Raw genomic sequence first — 20827 nt, 5'->3', positions numbered from 1 at the left:
GATCAGGCCGCCCGCGCCGCCAGGAAGTGGTCCATCGCGCTGAAGGAGAAGGCGCCGATCGGCAGGTCCGTGCCGCCGTCAAGCGCCAAGTCGGCGAGGATTTCGCCGACGACGCTGGTGAACTTGAAACCGTGGCCGGAGCATGGCGACGCGACGACGACGCGCTTGTCGCCCGGCAGGAGATCAAGCAGGAAATCCTCGCTCGGCAGCATCGTATAACGGCAGGTGGTGGAGCGGACACGCAGACCGGCCGCAGCCGGCAGCCGGTGACGGATAAAACTGTCGAGCAGGTCGGTGTCCCGCTCGTTGACGGCCGGATTGGGCTGGTTCGGGTCGATCGGCTCGCGGAAATGCGCGTGGCGACCGACCTTGACACCATCGACGCCGATCGCCGGGAAACCGAAGAATGAACCGTCGTCACCTTCATCACGGATGAAGACCGGCATGCGCTGCGGCTGGGTGACGAAACCATCCATCGGCTGATACCAGGAGACGACCTGCTTGATCGGCACGGCGTGGTCGCGCAAAGCCGGCACCAATTCGCCGATCCAGGAACCGGTGGCGACGATGACCTTGGCAGCCGTGTAGTGGCCCGTGTCAGAGACGATGGAAACACCGGACCCGCCGGGCTCGATAGCCGTCACCTTTTCCCCGAAATGCAGCATTGCGCCATCGGCGGCGGCGAGCTTCAGATAGCCCATGACGGCGGCTTCAGGACGGAGATACCCGCCCTGGGGATCCAGCAGCGCAACTTCGTCCGCATCCAGCGAAAACACCGGAAACCGTCCACGCATCTGGTTTGGCGAGAGGGTTTCCAGCGACAGATTATGCAGCGCGCAGCTTTTCAGCGTACCGCTAACGATCTTGCTGTCCGGTTTGCCGATCTGCAGCACGCCGGTGATCGTCAGGATGTCTTCGCGAAGCCGTGCTTCAAGCGTCCGCCAGTTCTCATAGGCCCGCTGCAGCAGCGGTACATAGGACGGATCCTCGAAATAGCCGAGCCGGATCAGCCGGCTGTCGCCATGCGACGAACTCAAGGCATGTGCCGGATAGTAGGCGTCGATGCCGAGAACCTTGACGCCTCGGGCCGCCAGATGCGCGGCAGCGGCACTGCCCATGGCGCCAAGGCCGACAACGGCAACGTCGAAATGGGCGGTCATGGCAGTTCCTTTCAGGAGATTTCAGATATGTGGAGGCGGCGATCCGCGCAGGTGATCGCGGGCCTTTTCAAGATCCCAGCCGAGCGGCCGGTCGTCGGCATAGGTTGGCATATTCGCGCGGATATGGCGATAGAGCACATCGGTGCCTTCCGCCCTTGGCGCGATCGCGGCCTGGAAATCATGCGCTTGTGCAGCGGCCGCATATTCGATGCCGAGGATCTGCTCGGCATTGTCGATGACCGCCAGCAACTTGTTGGCAGCCGCCGTCGGATGCCCGAGAAAATCCTCCTGCAGGGCAGAGGTGATGCCGCCATCAAGGCTTGCCGGCGCGCCGAGGCGGCGGTTTTCGGCAGCCAGTGCCGCCGCCGTATATTGCGCGATCATGAAGCCGGAGCCAGCGCCGGGATCCGCAGCGAGAAAGGCCGGAAGGCCACTCACCAGCGGATTGACGAGACGGTCGATGCGGCGCTCGCTCATCATGGATATCTGCGCGATGGCGACCGCGAGGCTGTCCAGCGCCTGGCCAAGCGCCGGCGCCACGGCATGCGCTTCGGAAGACACCACCGGCGCTTCGGGCGTGCCGGATACCGCTGGATTGTCGGTGACCGAGGCTAATTCCTGATCGACGACATCGCCTGCAAAGGCGAGCACATCCCACCCGGCGCCATGCGCATGTGGCACCGAGCGAAGGCTTAGCGCATCCTGCGTGCGGGCGCCGCGGGCAACCGCAATCAGGCCGCTGCCGGCGAGACGATCGCGCAAAACCTTGCCTACTTTTTCAATCCCGTTCGACTTGCGAAGTGCAAGAACGCTGGCATCGAAAGCCGTCATCTGGCCGCCGAGCGCCTCTATCGTCAGCGCGGCAATGGCGTCTGCCCAGTTGAGCAATCGTTCGGCGCGCGCAAGGGCAACGGAACCCAGCCCCATGGAGCATGCAGTACCGTTGACAAGGCTCAGGCCTTCCTTGGCCTGCAGGACCAGCGGCTCGACACCAAGTGCTTTCAGTGCCTCCGCGCCGCTGATGGTCTTTCCCTTCAGCCGTGCCCGTCCTTCGCCGAGCAGCACCAGCGCGATATGGGCATTGTGCGAGAGATAGCCGGCCGACCCCTTCGACGGAACATCGGGAATGCAATCCTCGCGCAGGAAGGCCTGCAGCAATGCGACGATCTCCGGCCGCACGCCGGAATGGCCGTGGGAGAAATTGCCGATCTGGGCTGCGATGATGGCCCGCACCTCGCGCGCATCCAGCAAGGGACCAACGCCGCAAGCGTGGCTGAGGATGATGTTGCGGGAAAGCCGGCTCTGCGACGGGCGGTCGACCACCGTATCGGCAAGCGCGCCCACGCCTGTGTTGACGCCATAGGCCCGCACGCCGCTTTCGACGATCGCGGACACGATGCGGCTGGCGACCGACACGCGCTCAAGCGCTGCATCAGAAAGGGACAGTGTCGCGCCATCGGCAACCGCCGCCACGGCGCGCCAGTCGAGCGTCGTTTCAAGCCTGATATCCTGCACGTTCAGCCTCCGAAATTGCCGATGAACTGGCGGAAGCTGGGTGAACCGCCGGAACCGAACAATTCGTCCGGGGCGCCGTCGCTGTCGACTTCGCCGGACTTCATGAAGATGACGCGATTGGAGACATTGCGGGCAAAGCTCATTTCATGGGTGACGACCAGCATGGTCATGCCCTCTTCGGCGAGCGACCGCATGACGCGCAAGACTTCGCCGACCAGTTCCGGATCGAGGGCCGAGGTCGGCTCGTCGAACAGCATCACCTTCGGCTTCATCGCCAGCGAGCGGGCAATGGCCGCGCGCTGCTGCTGGCCGCCCGACAGATGTGCCGGGTAGGCATGACGCTTCTCCGCGATGCCGACCTTTTGGAGCAGCGCCTCGGCTTCGGCGATGCATTCGGCACGCGGGCGCTTCAGGACATGCACCGGCCCCTCGATGATGTTTTCGAGAATGGTCATGTGGGACCAGAGATTGAACGACTGGAACACCATGCCGAGCTCTGAGCGGATACGGTCCACCTGCTTGCGGTTGGCCGGAACGTTCTTGCCACCGCGTTGCTGCATCTGGATCAGTTCGCCATCGACGGAAATCTCGCCATGGTCGGCGATTTCCAGGAGATTGATACAGCGCAGAAAGGTCGATTTGCCCGAACCACTGGCGCCCAGAAGCGAAATGACGTCGCCATCGCGGGCATCGAGCGAGATGCCGCGCAACACTTCATGCGTGCCGAAGCTCTTGCGGATATTGCGGACGGAAAGCCGGGTCGTGCCTGCCATTGTCGTTCCAGTCTGGTTGAGGTTGGCGGGGCTCATCGTTGCGGCACCGGAAACAGCGGGGCCGCGCGGCGATGCGGGGTCAGCTTGTATTCAAGCAATGCCATCGCCTGCAGGATCAGGAAGTTGAGGATGAGATAGATGGCCGCAGCGCAAAGGAAGACCTCCATCGTGCGATAGGTCTGCGAGATCAGCCGCTGGGCAACGCCGGTCACTTCCCAGACGGTGACGAGGCTGGCAAGAGCCGTCGATTTCACCATCATCACCACTTCCGTCGAATAGGCCGGCAGCGCATGGCGAAAGGCGATCGGCGCCAGGATGCGGCGTGTCAGGAGAAAGCCGGACATGCCGATCGAGCGGGCCGCCTCGATCTCCTTAGCCGGAATGGCCCGCAGGCCGAAGCGGAATATCTCAGCGGAATAACCGGCCGTGCAGAGCGCCAGCGACAGCACCGCGCAGACGACGGGTTCGCGCAGTGCCGGCCAGAGGAAGCTATAGCGGATAAAGCCGAACTGCCCGAGGCCGTAGAAGATCAGGAACATCTGGATCAACAGCGGCGAACCGCGAAAGACGAAGATGTAGCCCTTGGCGAAATTGCGCGCGACCGTGTTGCCGCTGACCCGCATCCAGACGATGAGCAGCGCCAGCAAACCGCCGAAGAAGACCGACAGGGCAAACAGCGCCAGCGTCATCGGCAGGGCGGCCAGCAGCGTCTTCATCGTGGAGAGCATGAAGTCGATATCCATCACGCGTCTCCCTAGGCCTGACCGAGACTGGTCGGCATGCTGCGATTGGCGCGCTTTTCGGCGCTGTTGAAGAGACGGTCGGAAAAGCTGGTCATGATCAGATAGAGGCAACCGCCAACGATGAAGAACAGGAAATGCTGGCGGGTGGAGCCGGCGGCGACCTGGCTGGTGCGCATCAGGTCGGCAAGACCGGTGACGGAGACCAGCGCCGAATCCTTAAGACTGAGCTGCCAGACATTGCCGATGCCGGGAATGGCGAAACGGAAGACCTGCGGCCCGATGATGCGGCGGAAGCGCAAGCCCCTGTTCATGCCGATCGCCTGCGCCGCCTCAAGCTCGCCCTTTGAGATCGCCAGATAGGCACCGCGAAAGACCTCGGCCTGGTAGGCGCCGGAAATAATGCCAACCGCCAGCGCACCGGCAGCGAAGGACGGCAGGCCGAGAAAGCCCTCGTATCCCATGGCCGTACCGATCGCGGTGACCGCGCTCGAACCGCCGAAATAGACGAGATAGATGATCAGAAGCTCCGGCACGCCCCGGAAGACCGTGGTGTATGTGCCGCCGATGAGCCGCATGACCCGGCTGCCGGACAGTTTCGCCCAGGCGATGAGAGCGCCGAGGATGGCGCCGATGACAAGGGCGACACCGGTGACACAGAGCGTCATCAGCGCCGCGACAAGGAGCAAGCCGCCCCAGCCGGTGGGGCCAAAACCCAGAATTTCAAAAAGTGCCATGCCGCAGGCGTCCCGTTGCTTCCGGCGTCCTCGTTCCAGGCTGGGCCGGCTTGCCGATCGTCAGGGTGGAGTTGGAAGGCCGCGCCGATTGCTCCGGCGGCGGCCTGCCGCAGCAAGTGTGCCCACCGCAGGCAAAATAGCAAGCGGCGGGCAGATCCGATCAGGGGGTAACGTCGGTCTTGAACCACTTCATCGACAGCGTCTTGATCGTACCGTCGGCGAGAGCAGCTTCGATCGCCTTGTTGAACATGTCGCGCAGGTCGGTGTCGGCCTGGCGGATGCCCAGGCCTTCGCCCGAACCGAAGATCGTGCCGCCGATTTCCGGGCCGGTGAAGCCGAGCGTGCCGTTCGCCTTTTCGAAGGCCGAGATCAGGTAGACGGCGTCGTCAAAGACGAGATCGATACGGCCGCTTTCGAGGTCGAGGTCACGCTCGGCGCCGGTCTTGTATTCGCGAACGGTAGCGACATCGCCGAAATTGTCATAGATGAACTTGGAATAGACGGTTGCCGCCTGGATGCCGATGGTCTTGCCGGCGAAGGCCGCCTTCATGGCTTCGACTTCCTTGACGCCGGTTGCGCCCGGCTCAAGCTTGATGACCGTGCCGGTGCCGACGGCGTTTGCCAGCGGGCTGTCCTTCAGCGTCGCGAAAGCGGCGTGGGTGTGGGCGTAGGGAATGGTGAAGTCGATGATCTTCTTGCGCTCTTCGGTGATCGAAAGAGCGTCCATGATCACGTCGAACTTGCCGGCGTTCAGCGCCGGGATCATGCCGTCCCAGTCGGAGGCGACGAGCGTGCACTCGACTTTCATGTGGTCGCAGAGATATTTGGCCAGTTCCGGCTCGAAGCCGCCGAGCGTACCATCCGGATTGGTCAGGTTCCACGGCGCATAGGCGCCTTCCAGCGTAATAGTGACGGTTTTCCAGTCCTTGGCTTGAGCCATTGGAGCGGCAAAAGTTGCGAATGCGACGGCGCCAGCCATCAGAAATTTTGACAGTTTCATGGTCTCGTTCCTCTGAGGTTTATCTTCAACAACGTCCGCCGATCTGCGCCGGCTTTATAAATGCCTTGATGGATGCGACGCCTAAGAAATCATCCTGAACATCCATGTTGTATATGGTACCATATGCGAATTTTTATGGTATGCAAGAGGGAGGCCGCATTAGGAAGCAAATTTAATTTCGCCCAAGGATTGAGCATATGAAGCGCAGCAACGACCAGGCCGCTCAACTGAAATGGGACAACAGCGACAACGATGGCGCCCCGCTCTATGCCGGCGTCAAGCAGATGATCCTTGACCGCATCCAGAGCGGCGAATGGCCTCCCAAGCATCGCGTCCCTTCCGAGAACGAACTCGTCGCGGAACTTGGCGTCAGCAAGATGACGGCCAACCGGGCACTGCGGGAACTGGCAAGCGAAGGCGAACTGGTGCGCATCCAGGGCGTCGGCTCCTTTGTTGCCGAACGCAAGGGCTTTTCGGAGCTTTTCGAGGTCCGCAACATCGCCGAGGAAATTGACGAGCGGGGCCATGTTCATCAGGCTTCAGTAGTGGTTCTCGCGCAGGAAACGGCGTCTCCGGATGTCGCTGATGGACTGGGCCTGCCGATCGGCGCCACCGTGTTTCATTCGCTGATCGTGCACAGCGAAAACGGCGTTCCGGTGCAAATTGAAGACCGCTTCGTCAATCCCGAGGCAGCGCCCGGTTATCTCGATCAGGACTTCACCACCCAGACGCCGAACGCCTATCTGACGGCAGAAGCACCGCTGAGCGGCTCCGAACATATCGTCGAGGCGGCCATGCCGCAGCCTTGGGAATGCAAGTTGCTTGTTATCCTGCGCACGGAACCCTGCCTGCTGATCCGCCGGCGAACATGGTCGTCGAAACGGGTCGTCTCGTTTGCCCGCCTCGTCTATCCCGGCAATCGCTACCGGCTCGAATCGCGCAGCGGAAAAATTTCGGAAGAGTGATTATCGGCCACGACATTGACCATGTTGTATATGGAACCTACTCGGCCTGCTTCTCCGGCAGGGGCCAGAATTGCAGCGCCATGTCGATGACGCGGTAAAGCGCCGCCCGATCCGCGCCGGACGCCGCCTGAATTGCGGTCCCCTGGGAAATCGTCATGATGTAGCGCGCGAGATCATGGGGCTCGTGCCCAGGCGGAAGGTCGCCTTCCTCGGCCGCGCGCTCGAAACGCTTGCCGAGGTCGCGTTCGCCACGATGGCGGTTCTCGATCAGGCATTTCTGGATTTCAGCCGCCGCCTCGCTACAGGCAAGCGCACCATTAATGCCGAGGCAGCCGCTTGGACCGGTCTCGGGCGTCTGCGAATCGGCAAATCCACGCAAAATCCGTTCCGCGACGTCGCGCGCGCGCGGCAGTTGCAGCGCCTTGTGAAAGAAGCTCATCTTGGTGCGCTCGTAACGCTCCAAAGCCTGCAAAAACAGGCCTTCCTTGTTACCGAAGACACCGTAGAGACTGGGCTTGGTGATCCCCATGCCTTCGGTCAGGTCAGTCAGAGACGTGCCTTCGTAGCCCTTGCGCCAAAACAGCTCCATCGCCGTCTCGAGGGCTTCGTCAACATCAAACTCTCTTGGCCGTCCCATGGACGTTAACCTCCCGAATTTTTTTATACCGATCGGTATATAATTCGATTGACAACAATCGGCTAATGAACCTATTTCTATACCGAACGGTATTGAACGTCAATGCAACCTTCCGTTCCGATCTTGTCCTCCCAAGCAAGATCGACGGATCGGCCCCGTCCAGGGCCAGAATTCAGGATAGCCGCCATGTCTTTCGGAACTTTCAGAACCAAGCTTCTCACCACCGGCCTCGTCCTCGCCGTCGCGACGATCGCGCCGACAATTTATTTCGAATTTGAAGGCAGCACGGCCGGGTCCGGCAACGCCGCCGACGCCTCCACGGCCGCGGCACCTGTTGCCGTGCCGGTCTCCGTCGCCGTCGTCGAGGCCAAGCCCGTGACGCAATGGAGCGAATTCTCAGGCCGCCTCGAAGCCGTCGATCACGTCGAAGTCCGCTCGCGCGCCGCCGGCGCTATCCAGTCGGTGCATTTCCAGGAAGGCGCGATCGTTCAGAAGGGCGACCTGCTGGTGACCATCGATCAGGCGCCTTACCAGGCCGAGGTGGCCCGCGCCCAGGCAAACGTTACCGCCGCCCAAGCGCGTGTTTCACTGGCCAGCATCGAACTCAAGCGCGGCCAGCAACTTCTCGCCACCAATGCCGTGTCGCAGAGCGAAGTCGACCAGCGCATGAATGCCGAGGCGAGCGCCAAGGCTGACCTCGAAGCCGCCCGTGCAGTGCTGCAGAGCGCCGCCCTCAATCTCGGCTATACCGAAATTCGCGCCCCGATCACCGGGCGCGTCGGCAAGATCGAGATCACCGCCGGAAACCTGATCGCCGCCGGCCCCTCCTCCCCGGTCCTGACGCAACTCGTGTCCCTGAGCCCGATCTATGCCAGCTTCGAGGCCAACGAGCAGATCGTCTCCGGCATTCTTTCCGAACTGCCTGAAGGAGCCAATGCCCGCAACTTCATCGATCGCGTTCCGATCCGCATGGCCGTCGCAGGACTGCCGGATGTGACCGGCAAGCTGCAACTGGTCGACAACAGCGTCGATCCGCAAAGTGGCACGATCCGCGTCCGCGCCGTCTTCGACAACACCAACGGCGCCCTCATTCCCGGCCAATTCGCCCGCCTGAACATGGGTCAGGCGAAGACGGAAACCGCCGTCCTCATCAATGAGCGGGCGATCGGCACCGACCAGAACAAGAAATATGTCATGGTCGTAAAGCCGGACAACACCATCGAATATCGCGAGATCACCGTTGGCGCCCGCTCCGAGGGCCTGCGGGTGGTGACGGCCGGCCTGAAGGCCAAGGAGCGTATCGTCGTCAACGGCCTTCAGCGTATCCGCCCCGGTGCTCTCGTGGCGCCCGAGATGGTCGCGATGAAGCCGGGTGCCGAGCAGCAGGCCGCTGCGACCAACTAAGCCTTTCTCCGCATTCAGCATAGGGGCGGATCACGCCATGAATATCTCCAGGTTCTTTATCGATCGCCCGGTTTTCGCGGGCGTTCTCTCCTTCATTATTTTCCTCGGCGGCCTGATCGCGATGACGATCCTGCCGATTTCCGAGTATCCGGACGTCGTGCCGCCGCAGATCGTCGTGCGCGCCAATTATCCGGGCGCCAACCCGAAGGTTATCGCCGAAACCGTGGCGACGCCGCTGGAGGAATCGATCAACGGCGTCGAGGACATGCTCTACATGAGCAGCCAGGCCACCACCGACGGCCTGATGACGCTGACGGTTACCTTCAAGCTTGGCACCGATCCGGACCAGGCCCAGCAACTCGTCCAGAACCGCGTCAGCCAGGCTGAACCGCGCCTCCCGGAAGAGGTGCGCCGTCTCGGCGTCACGACGATCAAGAGCTCGCCGGACCTGATGATGGTCGTCCACCTGACCTCGCCGGAAGGCCGCTACGACATGACCTATCTGCGCAACTATGCGCTGATCAACGTCAAGGACCGGCTCGCCCGCATCGACGGTGTTGGCCAGGTCCAGCTGTTCGGTTCCGGCGACTATTCGATGCGCATCTGGCTCGATCCGCAGAAGATGGCCCAGCTTGGCCTGTCCGCGTCGGATGTCGTCAATGAAATCCGCGCGCAGAACATCCAGGCCGCAGCCGGCGTCATCGGTTCGTCGCCCAATCTCGAAGGCGTCGATCTGCAGCTGTCGGTCAATGCCCAAGGACGCCTGCAAAGCGAGGAGGAGTTCGGCGAGATCATCATCAAGACGAGCGCGTCTGGAGCGATCACGCGCCTGCGCGACGTTTCCCGCATCGAACTCGGCTCGGCCGAATATTCGCTGCGCTCCCTGCTCAACAACAAGCAGGCGGTCGCCATTCCGGTCTTCCAGGCTCCCGGCTCGAACGCGATCGAGATCGCCGACCAGGTCCGTACCGCGATGCAGGAAATCAAGGCGTCGATGCCGCAGGATGTCGATTACGAGATCGTCTACGATACGACCCAATTCGTTCGCGCCTCGATCGAAGCCGTTATCCACACGCTGCTGGAAGCCATTGCCCTGGTCGTCATCGTCGTCATCATCTTCCTGCAGACATGGCGCGCCTCGATCATTCCGCTGATCGCCGTTCCCGTCTCGATCGTCGGCACGTTCGCGGTCATGCAGATGTTCGGGTTTTCCATCAACGCGCTCAGCCTCTTCGGGCTGGTACTGGCCATCGGTATCGTCGTCGATGACGCGATCGTCGTGGTTGAAAACGTCGAGCGCAACATCGAGGACGGTCTGCCGCCGCGTGAAGCGACGTATAAGGCCATGAAGGAAGTCTCAGGCCCGATCATCGCGATCGCGCTGGTGCTGGTGGCCGTGTTCGTGCCGCTCGCCTTCATTTCCGGTCTCACAGGCCAATTCTACAAGCAGTTCGCCCTGACCATCGCGATTTCGACCGTCATCTCGGCCATCAACTCGCTGACCCTGTCGCCGGCGCTGGCTGCTCTTCTCCTGAAGGGGCACGACGCACCGAAGGACCGCCTGACCCGGGTCATGGATTTCCTGTTCGGCTGGTTCTTCCGTGGCTTCAATGCCGTCTTCTCGCGCGGCTCGCAGGCCTACAGCACCGGCGTGAAGGGCGTGATCTCGCGCAAGACCCTGATGATGGGCGTCTATCTGCTCCTCGTCGGCGCGACCGTATTCTTCTTCAAGGCCGTGCCCGGTGGTTTCGTGCCGCCGCAGGACAAGCAGTATCTGGTCGGCTTCACCCAACTGCCGGACGGTGCGTCGCTTGACCGGACCGAAGACGTCATCCGCCGCATCAGCGATATCGCCATGAAGGTGCCGGGCGTCGAAAGCGCCATCGCCTTCCCCGGCCTATCGATCAACGGCTTCACCAATTCGTCGAATGCCGGCATCGTCTTCCTGTCGCTGAAGCCGTTCGAGGAACGCACCACGCCCGATCTGTCCGCCGGCGCGATTGCCGGACGGCTGAACCAGGAGCTGAGCGTCATCCAGGATTCGTTCAGCGCCATCTTCCCGCCACCGCCCGTCCAGGGTCTCGGCGCGATCGGCGGCTTCAAACTGCAGCTGGAAGACAAGGCCGGGCTTGGTTACGAGGCGCTTGACGCCGCCGTTAAGGGCTTCATGGCCAAGGCCTATACGACGCCCGAACTGGTCGGCATGTTCTCCAGCTACCAGGTCAACGTTCCGCAGCTTTATGCCGACGTCGACCGCGCCAAGGCCCGCCAGTTGAACGTTCCGCTGACGGAAATCTTCAACACGCTGCAAATCTATCTGGGCTCGGTCTATGTCAACGACTTCAACAAGTTCGGAAGAACCTATTCCGTCCGCGTTCAGGCCGATGCCACCTACCGCGCGCAGGCGGAAGACATCGGCAAGCTGGAGGTTCGCTCAACTTCGGGCGAGATGATCCCGCTGTCGGCGGTGCTGACCGTCAACTCGGCCGCCGGACCGGAACGCGCCATGCGCTACAACGGCTTCCTGTCGGCCGATATCAACGGCAACACCGCGCCCGGCTATTCATCCGGCCAGGCACGGGCCGCTATCGAGCGCATCGCGGCGGAAACCCTGCCGGCGGGCGTCACTTTCGAATGGACCGAACTGACCTACCAGGAGATCATCGCCGGCAATACCGGTATCCTGATCTTCCCGCTGTCGATCCTGCTGGTCTTCCTCGTATTGGCCGCCCAGTATGAAAGCCTGACGCTGCCGCTGTCGATCATCATGATCATCCCGATGGCGCTTCTGGCAGCGCTTGGCGGCGTCTGGCTGACGGCCGGCGACAACAATGTCTTCACCCAGATCGGCCTGATCGTGCTGGTCGGTCTATCGGCGAAGAACGCCATCCTGATCGTCGAGTTTGCCCGTGAACTCGAATTCGAGGGGGCGACACCCTTCGAGGCCGTGATCAAGGCAAGCCGCCTGCGCCTGCGTCCGATCCTGATGACCTCCATGGCCTTCATCATGGGTGTCGTGCCGCTGGTTACGTCCACCGGTGCGGGTGCCGAAATGCGCCATGCCATGGGTGTCGCGGTGTTCTCCGGCATGATCGGCGTGACCCTGTTCGGCCTGTTCCTGACGCCGGTCTTCTACACGCTGGTTCGCGCGCTGACCGGCAACCGGCCACTGAAGAAGAATGGTCATCACACCGTGCCGGCCGATTCGGCCACGGTCACCCAGCTTCACCCGCAACAGCCGCTGCTGCCGGGACTGGAAGCGGCGGAATAGACCGGATCAGCCAGACAACAACGAAAACGGCGCTGCTTTCTCGCGGTGCCGTTTTCTTTTGGCCTTCATAATCGGGTTCAGAATTCTTCCCAACTGTCCTGTGCCACCGCCGCATTGCCGGAGAAGGCGCGGGCTACTTGACCGACCATCTTCCGCGCCGGAGAGGCAACAGCCCGGTGACCCGTATCGGCGGCACGCGGCGCATGGGTTTCCTGTCCCACACGGAACTGGCTGAGCAGGTTGAACAGACCCTCGGCCTCTTTCGCCAGACTGTGGCTGGCCGCCGTGGATTGCTCGACCATCGCCGCATTCTGCTGCGTGCCCTGGTCGATGGCGTTGACCGAATGATTGATTTCCTTGAGCCCAGTCGACTGTTCCCGCGCGCCTTCGACGATGGCGACGATATTGGTGCTGATCTCCTGCACCTGCTTGACCATTTCATCCAGTACCCTGCCCGTTTCATCGACGAGAGAGACGCCATTCTTTACATGGTCTCCGGATGCATGGATCAGCGCCTTGATTTCCTTGGCGGCCTTGGCGGAGCGCTGGGCGAGTTCGCGAACCTCCTGGGCGACGACGGCAAATCCCTTGCCCGCCTCGCCGGCCCGGGCTGCTTCCACCCCCGCATTGAGCGCCAGCAGATTGGTCTGGAATGCAATTTCGTCGATGACGCCGATGATGTTGGAAATCTCGCCGGACGACTGCTCGATCTGGCCCATCGCGGTAATGGCGTTGCGCACCACTTCGCCGGACTTCTGCGCATTGTCGCGGGTGGCGGCGACAAGGGCACCGGCCTCTTCCGCCCGGCGACTGGAATCGGCGACGGTCATGGTGATCTGCTCGAGCGCCGCTGCGGTTTCCTCGACGGACGCTGCCTGCTGCTCGGTGCGTCGCGCAAGGTCATCGGCTGCGGACCGAATTTCGCCCGAACCCGCGGCAATCCCCTGCGCGTTGGATCCGACCGACTTCATGGCGGCGCGCAGCTTGGCCACCGCATCGTTGAAATCCTGCCGGACCTTTTCCATGGTCGGGACGAAGGGACGATCGATACTCTGTGTCAAATCGCCTTCCGCCAGCCCCTTCAGCCCCGCCCCAAGGGCCGAAACGGCGCCCATGCGCTCGGTGACGTCGGTCGCGAACTTCACGACCTTGAACACCTTGCCCTTATCATCGACGATCGGGTTGTAGGCCGCCTGGATCCAGATTTCCTTGCCGCCCTTGCCGAAGCGCAGGAACTCGTTGGCAGTGAACTGACCGCGCGCGAGCCCCTCCCAGAACCGCCGGTATTCCTCGGTCTGGACATAGGCGGGATCGCAGAACATCCGATGATGTTTTCCCTGGATCTCCGACAGGCTATAGCCCAGGGCACCACAGAAATTCTCGTTGGCAGTGATGATTTCGCCGGCCGGCGTGAACTCGATGACGGCCTGTGAGCGCGAAACGGCATTGAGCTTGCCCGCATCCTCGGTCGCCTTCTGGCGGAGTGCGGTGATATCGGTCGCGAACTTGACGACCTTGTAGGGTTTTCCGCCGCGACAGACCGGATTGTAGGACGCCTCGATCCAGATCTCCCGGCCGCTCTTGGTGATGCGCCGGTACTGTCGACGATCGAACTCACCGCGCGCCAGCCGGGCCCAGAACGCGCTGTATTCGGCACTGGCCGCTTCGACCGGATCGACGAAAATCCGGTGGTGCTTGCCCTTGATCTCGGAAAGCTCATAGCCGACAGCCGCGCAGAAGTTCGCGTTGGCGTTCAGGATATTGCCGGAAAGGTCAAACTCGATGATCGCCTGCGACTTGTGCATCGCGGCCATGATGGCGGCACTATCGCCACCGAAACCTGGAAACAGCTTGCTCATCGAACGCCTCCTTGGGCATCTCATTCTCGCGTCGTTGCCGTCCCAACATACGCAAGCAATCAATCAGTCGCACATGCGCGCGGCTGTCATGCTTGAAACCCGCCCAACGGCGGCGGATGCTGGGAACGACCTGTCAATGGAAACATGCCGGGGCTCCCGGCTTGTGCATTTGCGTCATGCTCGAACCTAAGCTCGGCTGCACATCACAACTATTGGTATAATATCTAAAAGAACAATTAATATTTGAGACAAACTGGCTTTGTTTGAAATTGATCCAAAAGAACCACAAGAAATCATCATTCGGAACTTATATTTTCGCATTCTTTTGTAAAACCAGGCGATTTTATCGAGAAATATCATACTTAACGGCAAATGTCTGCATCGCGCCGGTTATCGCCAAATGCCTGTCGACAAACGGCATCGAGTTTGAGCTACAGAAAATACAATCTTTAATTGTTTCGTTATTCTGTCATCTTTTCAGTCACACATTCGCTGCCGCGCCAGCCTGTTAACGACATCAAGAGGATGGAGCCTCGTTCAATTCAAACCTCCGCATAAATACCGTAGAGAATTGGCATGAGGCCGGCGAGCGCCTCGAAACGCGCGAAGGATTTGCGCTCCGGCTGCGTCCATCCGGTTTCCGCGAGCGCCGACAGGCGGGGAAAAACCAGCCGGTCGAAGACGCCACGATCGGTCATCGGTTCCGACCAGATGCAGCACTGGACACCGAGCAGGTGCCGCTTCTGGGCATCGCTCCAGCCTTTCACCGGATCGAAGTTGTATAGCTTTTCCGGATCGGACCAGCCGGCCCAGCTGGCACCGGGTTCCGACCAGGCCTGGCTGTTGGCCATGTCGAGATAATAGACCTGACCGGGGCAGACCACCATGTCGTAACCTTCGCCCGCCAGGGCTGCCGATGCCTCGACAGTGCGCCAGCCGAACAATGTCGACTTCGTCTTGTCGATGACATTGCCGTGCGCCGCCTCCTGCCAGCCGCCGGTGATGCAGCCGCGCGAGGCGAGGAATGCCTGGATGCGGGCCAGGAACTCCGCCTGCAGGACGGCAGCCCCCGATCCGTCGATCTCGTCGGCGCCATGAGTGTTGGTGATGACGTTCAGGCGCGCGGCATGGGCATCGGCCATCGCCTCGCCACCGACCGCGCGCAGCCGCGCCAGGGCCATGGGAGAACCGGACCAGGCGCCGAGCGGAACCTCGTCGGCGCCGATATGGATGATCTTCGACGGGAACAACTCGATCAGTTCGTCGAAGATCGTTTCCAAGACCAGATAGGTTTCCTCGCGCACCGGGTTGAGGCAGTTGTCCGGAAAACCCTGGACGGAATAATAGCTGCCCGCCTCTTCGGGATCGCGCAATTCGGGGATCGCCTGCAACATGGCGTAACAATGCCCGGGCACATCGATCTCCGGCACCACCTCAATGCCGAGGTCGACCGCCAGTGCGACAATCGCGCGGATCGCCGCCTTCGTGTAGTAGCCTCCGGTAACCTGCGGGCCGGATCCCAGCAGTGGCGGAATTTTCAAGCCGTGGCCACGCCAGGCGCCGATGTCGGTCAAGGCAGGATAGGCATCGATCTCGACGCGCCATGCCTCGTCATCCGACAGATGCCAGTGGAAACGATTGAGCTTGTTCCATGCGAGAATGCGGAGGAACTGCGCGACCTCGGCCGTGCCATAGAACTGACGGGCGACGTCGAGATGGACGCCTCGCCAGCCGAGTGCCGGCGCATCGACAATCTCGCCATCCGCCGGAAAGACAAATGTTTCCGGATACAGCCGCGCGCCGCGCAGGATCTGGCCGAGCGTGATCAGGCCGTAGAGGAGACCGCTGCGCGTGCCCGCGGCGATTGTCACGCCGGTGGCGGAAAATTGGATCATATGGCCTTCCGCCGCAAACCCGCTGCGGAGGCTGACCGAAACCGGAAAACCGCCTTCGGCAACCGGGCGGACAAGACCTTCAACCGGGAACAGCGCTTGCACGAGCGCGGTAAAGGCGCCCGCCGCAGCCTCGGCTTCCGCATCTTCAGGACGAAGATCCAGCCCCGACGGGGGCGCAATCGCGCCGGAGACGGCAACCGCCTCGGGCCATGGCACGATCGACACGGTGACTGGAGCAACTTTCGGAACCGGATAGACGACGGAGCCCCGCGTCAGGGCCGCGTTGTCGCCCTTCGCCCGCGTCGGCGCGACCGTCACCGGAACCGCCGTCCTGTCAGCGAGCACGATGTAACCGGCATTGGCGCCATCGGTCCAGTGCTTCGGGTGATAGCTCATGCCATGCGCCTTCAGGGTCCAAGTCTCGCCCGGCTGCAGCGCGAAATCTTCCGGCGGCGCAAATTCGGCGTGGTTCGACAGACGCACCAACAATTGCCCGCCTTCAACGCTTGCGGCCGGATCGATCCTCGCCGGGCCGGAGACGCAGAGCGTGAAATCCGCAATCGGCTGATCGCCATCATTGGTCAGCGCCAGGGAATAGACCGGGGCTTCGCCCGTTACCGCCGGCACCCAGAAAGTCTCCAGACGAAATTTGCCCCGTGTCGTCTTCGCCATTGTCCTGCTCCCGGAAATCTCAGTCGGCACTTGTCAACAAGCCGGCATAGACGCCGGGCGCGGAATTGGGGATCGGCGTTGCGCCGACCGTGCGTTCGTAGAATGCGGAAGGACCGACATCGCCGATTATGGCATAGCCGTAGCCCATGGTCTTCAGGTCGAGCAGGCTCGCCAGCAGCAGCGCATGGCCAATCCCCTCGCCCCGCGCCGTCTCGTCGACACCGGTCGGCCCGAAAAAGCCGCGGGCGATCGATTCGTGGCAGGCAAAGCCGATCAACTTTCCGGCCCGCATTGCCAGGAAACAGGTCGGCGGCTGGCGGGCGAAGGCGACCGTGGTTTCGCTTGCCCAGCCGGCACCGAACTTTTCGCGGATCCAGCCGGTCACCAGTTCGAGTTCAGGTGCCAGCGCCCGCCGGATCGTCACCCCGGCCGTTGTCATCCGCGCATCGAGATCAGGAACCGGCGTCACCAGCGAAAGATTGACCAGATAGTCCATAACAAACCTTGTGCTTTCGCGTGGCTGCGCCAAGTGGCGACAGTCATGGTTTTCAAGATGAATCTGCCCGAAGCAGGTGGCGAGAAGTCTTCGCCCAACTGCCGGCATTTGGCAACGCTACCAATTTTCGGACTGGTTCGCCGCATCTCGGTGCCGGCCTTGCGTTGCGAATTGGGGAGCGCGTGGAAATACTTGGGTGTCGCCGATGGTTCTGCTATGAGCATTTCAATTCATTGCGCGAGACGAAATGGTCCATGAACGCAACACCGTATCCCCGGGCACAATTGTGACGACACAAGCAGAACAAGCATTTCTCGTCTCTTTGGGCTGGTCCGATTTCTTCGCGTCCCAAATCGAGCCGGACGAAGCAGGCCTACTTCCCAGGCGCATCGCGGAAGTTCACCGTACTCGCCTGAGTATCATGTCCGAAAACGGCCCGGAACGGCTGGCGATCGACATCCAGACCAACACCGCCGAGTTCGCCGTCGGCGACTGGGTATTGGCCGACCCGAAAACCATGGCATTCCGCCGCCGGTTCGATCGCAAAACTCTGCTCCAGCGCCGCACGGAAGGACGCAAGACGCATCAGCTCGGCGCCGCCAATGTCGATACCCTGTTCATCGTCACCTCCTGCAACGCCGATTTCAACCCGGCCCGGCTGGAGCGCTATCTGGCGCTCGCCAACCAGTCCGAAACGAATCCGGTCATGGTGCTGACCAAGGCCGATCTGGCGGATGATGTCAGTGTTTATATCCGGGAAGCCCAGAGCCTGCAGCGCGATCTCCCCGTCGTGGCCTTGAATGCCCGTCTCGCGGATGCGGCCGAGGCGCTCGCACCCTGGTGCGGCACAGGCCAGACGGTGGCGCTGATCGGCTCGTCCGGCGTCGGCAAATCAACGCTGGTCAATACGCTGGCCGGCCTCGAGCATGGCGAACGGCAGGAGACAGGCAGCATCCGCGAAAGCGATGCCAAGGGCCGGCACACCACGACCGCGCGCTCGATGCATCCGATTGCCAGCGGCGGCTGGGTGATCGATACGCCAGGCATGCGCACCCTGCATGTCAGCGATTCAGCCGAGGGCATCGACACGCTGTTTGCCGAGATCACCGACCTTGCACCCTCCTGCAAGTTCCGCGACTGCACCCATGCCCATGAGCCGGGCTGCGCCGTTCAGGCGGCGGTGAAGGCAGGCTCCCTGCCGGCCGAGAGGCTGGAGCGCTGGCGCAAGCTGCAGGATGAAAATCGCAGCAACACGCCACAGCTGACCGGCCCGCGCGGCAACAAGGTCATTCAGAAGAAGCGTTTCGGAAAGTAGGCAAACGCAAAAACGCCCGCTGCAGCGAGCGGGCGTTTCCACGAAACTGATACTGAATATCGACAGTCGCTCTTAGCGAGCGACGGAAGCGCGTGCGATGCTCTGGATGTCGGCGCGGTCGATGCCGAGGTCGCGCAGTTCGCGGGTCGTCATGCGGCCGAGTTCGGAAACCGTCTGACGGTACTTGCGCCAATTGTTGAAAGAGCGTGCTACGTTCATGATAATCCCCTTTCCTGAGGTCTCGTCTGACCGGCTGCCAGTGCTTGGCGCCGTCGTCATTTGATGGCTGGAATATAAGCCCGCTCCCTGGTTACGAACAGCGCCAATGCGGCAACGCACCCATGCACCCGTTGCATTGGTGCGGATATCAGCTGACCGTTTTGAAGCACATCGTGCAAACCGGACCATGGCCTGGCTGCGGAGACGTCATCCAAAAATCTGCGATTCAAAAATAACATGAGGAAAAGAGACAAGTTTGTTTTACCATGTTATAGGCGACCATTCGCATGATTTGAGTTTGGCTCATATGAACCCGAGTGAGGGCATGGAAAGCCGCAATGAGGATCGACGCGCAGGCGGACCCGCCGCTGCGCTGCAAATCGGATTGACAGCATGATCGATGTAGAAACGCGCCACGAAGTCTATATCGCCAATCGCACAGCCCTCATTGCCTATGCAACGCGCATTCTCGGTTCGCGGGAAACGGCAGAGGATATCGTCCAGGACGCCTTTCTCCGTTTTGCCCCTGCCAATACCAGTATGGGCTCCGCCACCCAGACATTGGCGTATCTCTACAAGATCGTCCGCAACCTCTCCCTCGATGTCCTCAAGCGCCAGAAGCTGGAAACCCGGGAGCAACAGAACGAGCCGCCCTATTGGTCCCTGCCCAACGGGGTGCCGACGCCGGAAGAGGTCGTGGTCGTCAGCGACGAGGTGCGCCAGATCGCCCAGATCCTCGGCGATCTGCCCATGGAGGTGCGCGTCGCTTTGGAAATGCACCGCTTCGGCGGCTATACCCTGGAAGAGATCGCGGCACATCTCGATATTTCCGTCGCAACCGCCCATCGTCACGTCCGCACGGCCATGGTGCGGGTGGCAACGATGCTGATCGGCAATGCATCGTAAAAACCCGTCATGAGCATGAAAAAAAATCGATCGCAGTTCGTCTTTGTAATGGACGGGGCGATTCGACTAGAAATGTCCTGTAGAGGCGCGAAGCGAGCGGTGCAGAAATCTTGACACAGGACAACCACATACCGCCGGCCATTCTGGAAGAAGCCATGGACTGGTTTCTCGACCTCAAGGCAAGGCCGGACTGTCGGCAGACCGAACAGGGCTTTCAGGAGTGGCTGTCACGCTCACCCACACACGGACGCGCCTGGGAGCAGGCACTGAAAACCTGGACCTTGCTGGGCGAAGTGCCGCCGGTCTACGAACATGTCTGGCGGCGGGAGCCGGCTGCGACCGTCGTCTCCCTGCGCTCTCGTCGCCCTTGGAAGCGTTGGACGGCCGGAGCCATCACGGCGCTTGCCGCAAGCGCGATCGTCCTGCTCGCAGGCCCTTCCCTTCTCATTCGCCTGCGGGCGGATCATATGACCCAGACGGCCGAAAGCCGCACGGTGAAGCTGGAGGACGGCACGGTCATCGAGATGGCCGGCGACAGCGCGATCGCCACCGAGATTACGGCGTCCGTTCGCCGGGTCACGCTTCTGTCTGGCGAAGCCTTTTTCGATGTCGCCCATGACGCGTCCCGCCCCTTCACCGTCGACGCCGGCGGCGTGGCGGTTGCCGTGCTCGGGACAGCCTTTGACGTACAGATGGCAAACGACACGACAACCGTCGAACTCGCACGCGGAGTAGTGGCTATCTCCTATGCCGGACCGGAGCACCGGGAAAATTTCGAACTCGCGCCGGGGGAAATGGCGGCGGTCGATCGCCGCACCGGCGACGTCATACGCGATACAATCGCGCCGGAGGACATCGCTGCCTGGAGAGGCGGCAAGTTGTTCGTCAACGATGTTAGTGTCGCCGCCGCCGTCGAGCGCCTGCAGCGCTACCATCCCGCCTGGATCAGCATTCCCGACCCGGCACTCGCCGCTCGCCGGGTGACGGGACTCTACGATCTGAAAAACCCCGACCAAGCACTGGCGGCACTGGTCAAACCCTTTGGAGGCAACGTTCGGGAGGTGACGTCCTACGGGCGTATCCTGACCCGTTTTTAAGCTGAGAAGAATAATCAGGAAAAAATCCGGATCGGATGAAAAAAAATCCGCAGCCGGTCGTCTTTGGTTGGAAGCGCATGCTGGGGCACTGCGCGGGAAAACCGAGACGGGGGTAAAATGAGTTCGCCGAAATGCCGCAATGGAAATACATGTCACAGGGCGAATC

17 protein-coding genes are annotated in these 20827 nt (G+C 61.6%); 6 read left to right on the top strand and 11 right to left on the bottom strand.

The window, feature by feature from the left end; translation table 11 throughout:
* Positions 1-2: 2 nt before the first annotated feature.
* The 6 genes from solA to ACST81_RS04605 all read right to left on the bottom strand — a co-directional run bounded on the left by solA (position 3) and on the right by ACST81_RS04605 (position 5925).
* Entirely contained in the window at positions 3-1160 is a 1158-nt protein-coding gene (solA, locus tag ACST81_RS04630) for an N-methyl-L-tryptophan oxidase (protein ID WP_438751672.1), read from the bottom strand.
* 21 nt (positions 1161-1181) lie between these two features.
* A complete protein-coding gene (locus ACST81_RS04625; RefSeq protein WP_438751671.1) occupies positions 1182-2675 on the bottom strand; it encodes an HAL/PAL/TAL family ammonia-lyase in 1494 nt (497 codons plus the stop codon).
* A gap of 2 nt (positions 2676-2677) precedes the next feature.
* The gene (locus tag ACST81_RS04620) at positions 2678-3448 is read right to left on the bottom strand and encodes an ABC transporter ATP-binding protein (RefSeq protein WP_438753375.1); all 771 of its coding nucleotides are present in this window, start codon (positions 3446-3448) and stop codon (positions 2678-2680) included.
* 32 nt (positions 3449-3480) lie between these two features.
* Positions 3481-4191: an ABC transporter permease gene (locus ACST81_RS04615; RefSeq protein WP_438751670.1), complete on the bottom strand. Its 711-nt coding sequence runs from the start codon at positions 4189-4191 to the stop codon at positions 3481-3483.
* Between the two features lie 11 nt (positions 4192-4202).
* The gene (locus tag ACST81_RS04610; RefSeq protein ID WP_438751669.1) at positions 4203-4925 is read right to left on the bottom strand and encodes an ABC transporter permease; all 723 of its coding nucleotides are present in this window, start codon (positions 4923-4925) and stop codon (positions 4203-4205) included.
* Between the two features lie 160 nt (positions 4926-5085).
* The gene (locus ACST81_RS04605) at positions 5086-5925 is read right to left on the bottom strand and encodes a transporter substrate-binding domain-containing protein (RefSeq protein ID WP_438751667.1); all 840 of its coding nucleotides are present in this window, start codon (positions 5923-5925) and stop codon (positions 5086-5088) included.
* 197 nt (positions 5926-6122) lie between these two features.
* Between ACST81_RS04605 and hutC the strand changes: the two genes are divergently transcribed.
* Positions 6123-6890, top strand: coding sequence for a histidine utilization repressor (gene hutC, locus ACST81_RS04600; RefSeq protein ID WP_438751666.1), 768 nt, complete (start codon positions 6123-6125; stop codon positions 6888-6890).
* Positions 6891-6927: 37 nt separating this feature from the next.
* Here hutC and ACST81_RS04595 read toward each other — a convergent pair whose 3' ends face one another.
* Positions 6928-7527: a TetR/AcrR family transcriptional regulator gene (locus tag ACST81_RS04595; protein ID WP_438751665.1), complete on the bottom strand. Its 600-nt coding sequence runs from the start codon at positions 7525-7527 to the stop codon at positions 6928-6930.
* Positions 7528-7713: 186 nt separating this feature from the next.
* Between ACST81_RS04595 and ACST81_RS04590 the strand changes: the two genes are divergently transcribed.
* On the top strand, positions 7714-8931 hold the full coding sequence (locus ACST81_RS04590) for an efflux RND transporter periplasmic adaptor subunit (RefSeq protein ID WP_438751664.1): 1218 nt from the start codon (positions 7714-7716) through the stop codon (positions 8929-8931).
* 37 nt (positions 8932-8968) lie between these two features.
* Positions 8969-12202: an efflux RND transporter permease subunit gene (locus ACST81_RS04585; RefSeq protein WP_438751663.1), complete on the top strand. Its 3234-nt coding sequence runs from the start codon at positions 8969-8971 to the stop codon at positions 12200-12202.
* Between the two features lie 77 nt (positions 12203-12279).
* Here the strand turns inward: ACST81_RS04585 and ACST81_RS04580 are convergent, their stop codons facing one another.
* From ACST81_RS04580 to ACST81_RS04570, 3 genes are all read right to left on the bottom strand, one after another.
* The gene (locus ACST81_RS04580) at positions 12280-14061 is read right to left on the bottom strand and encodes a methyl-accepting chemotaxis protein (protein WP_438751662.1); all 1782 of its coding nucleotides are present in this window, start codon (positions 14059-14061) and stop codon (positions 12280-12282) included.
* Between the two features lie 542 nt (positions 14062-14603).
* Positions 14604-16628 (bottom strand): beta-N-acetylhexosaminidase, encoded by a 2025-nt coding sequence (locus ACST81_RS04575; RefSeq protein WP_438751661.1) that lies wholly within the window; start codon positions 16626-16628, stop codon positions 14604-14606.
* Positions 16629-16647: 19 nt separating this feature from the next.
* The gene (locus ACST81_RS04570) at positions 16648-17124 is read right to left on the bottom strand and encodes a GNAT family N-acetyltransferase (protein ID WP_438751660.1); all 477 of its coding nucleotides are present in this window, start codon (positions 17122-17124) and stop codon (positions 16648-16650) included.
* A gap of 247 nt (positions 17125-17371) precedes the next feature.
* Between ACST81_RS04570 and rsgA the strand changes: the two genes are divergently transcribed.
* Positions 17372-18439 carry a ribosome small subunit-dependent GTPase A gene (rsgA, locus tag ACST81_RS04565; RefSeq protein ID WP_438751659.1) on the top strand — a complete coding sequence of 356 codons (1068 nt, stop codon included), beginning with the start codon at positions 17372-17374 and terminating at the stop codon, positions 18437-18439.
* A gap of 72 nt (positions 18440-18511) precedes the next feature.
* Here rsgA and ACST81_RS04560 read toward each other — a convergent pair whose 3' ends face one another.
* Positions 18512-18658: a DUF1127 domain-containing protein gene (locus ACST81_RS04560; RefSeq protein ID WP_082478435.1), complete on the bottom strand. Its 147-nt coding sequence runs from the start codon at positions 18656-18658 to the stop codon at positions 18512-18514.
* Between the two features lie 393 nt (positions 18659-19051).
* On the opposite strand from ACST81_RS04560, the gene ACST81_RS04555 reads away from it, so the two are divergent.
* Together ACST81_RS04555 and ACST81_RS04550 are read left to right on the top strand one after the other, a co-directional pair.
* Positions 19052-19564 (top strand): sigma-70 family RNA polymerase sigma factor, encoded by a 513-nt coding sequence (locus ACST81_RS04555; RefSeq protein ID WP_438751658.1) that lies wholly within the window; start codon positions 19052-19054, stop codon positions 19562-19564.
* Between the two features lie 110 nt (positions 19565-19674).
* Complete coding sequence (locus ACST81_RS04550) at positions 19675-20661, top strand: FecR family protein (protein WP_438751657.1); 987 nt, start codon at positions 19675-19677, stop codon at positions 20659-20661.
* The last annotated feature ends 166 nt before the right edge of the window (positions 20662-20827 follow it).

Source organism: Pararhizobium sp. O133, from assembly GCF_051669845.1.
Lineage (GTDB): Bacteria > Pseudomonadota > Alphaproteobacteria > Rhizobiales > Rhizobiaceae > Pararhizobium.
Note: the sequence above shows the minus strand (reverse complement) of the source record. Positions and strands in the feature narration are given on the sequence as shown.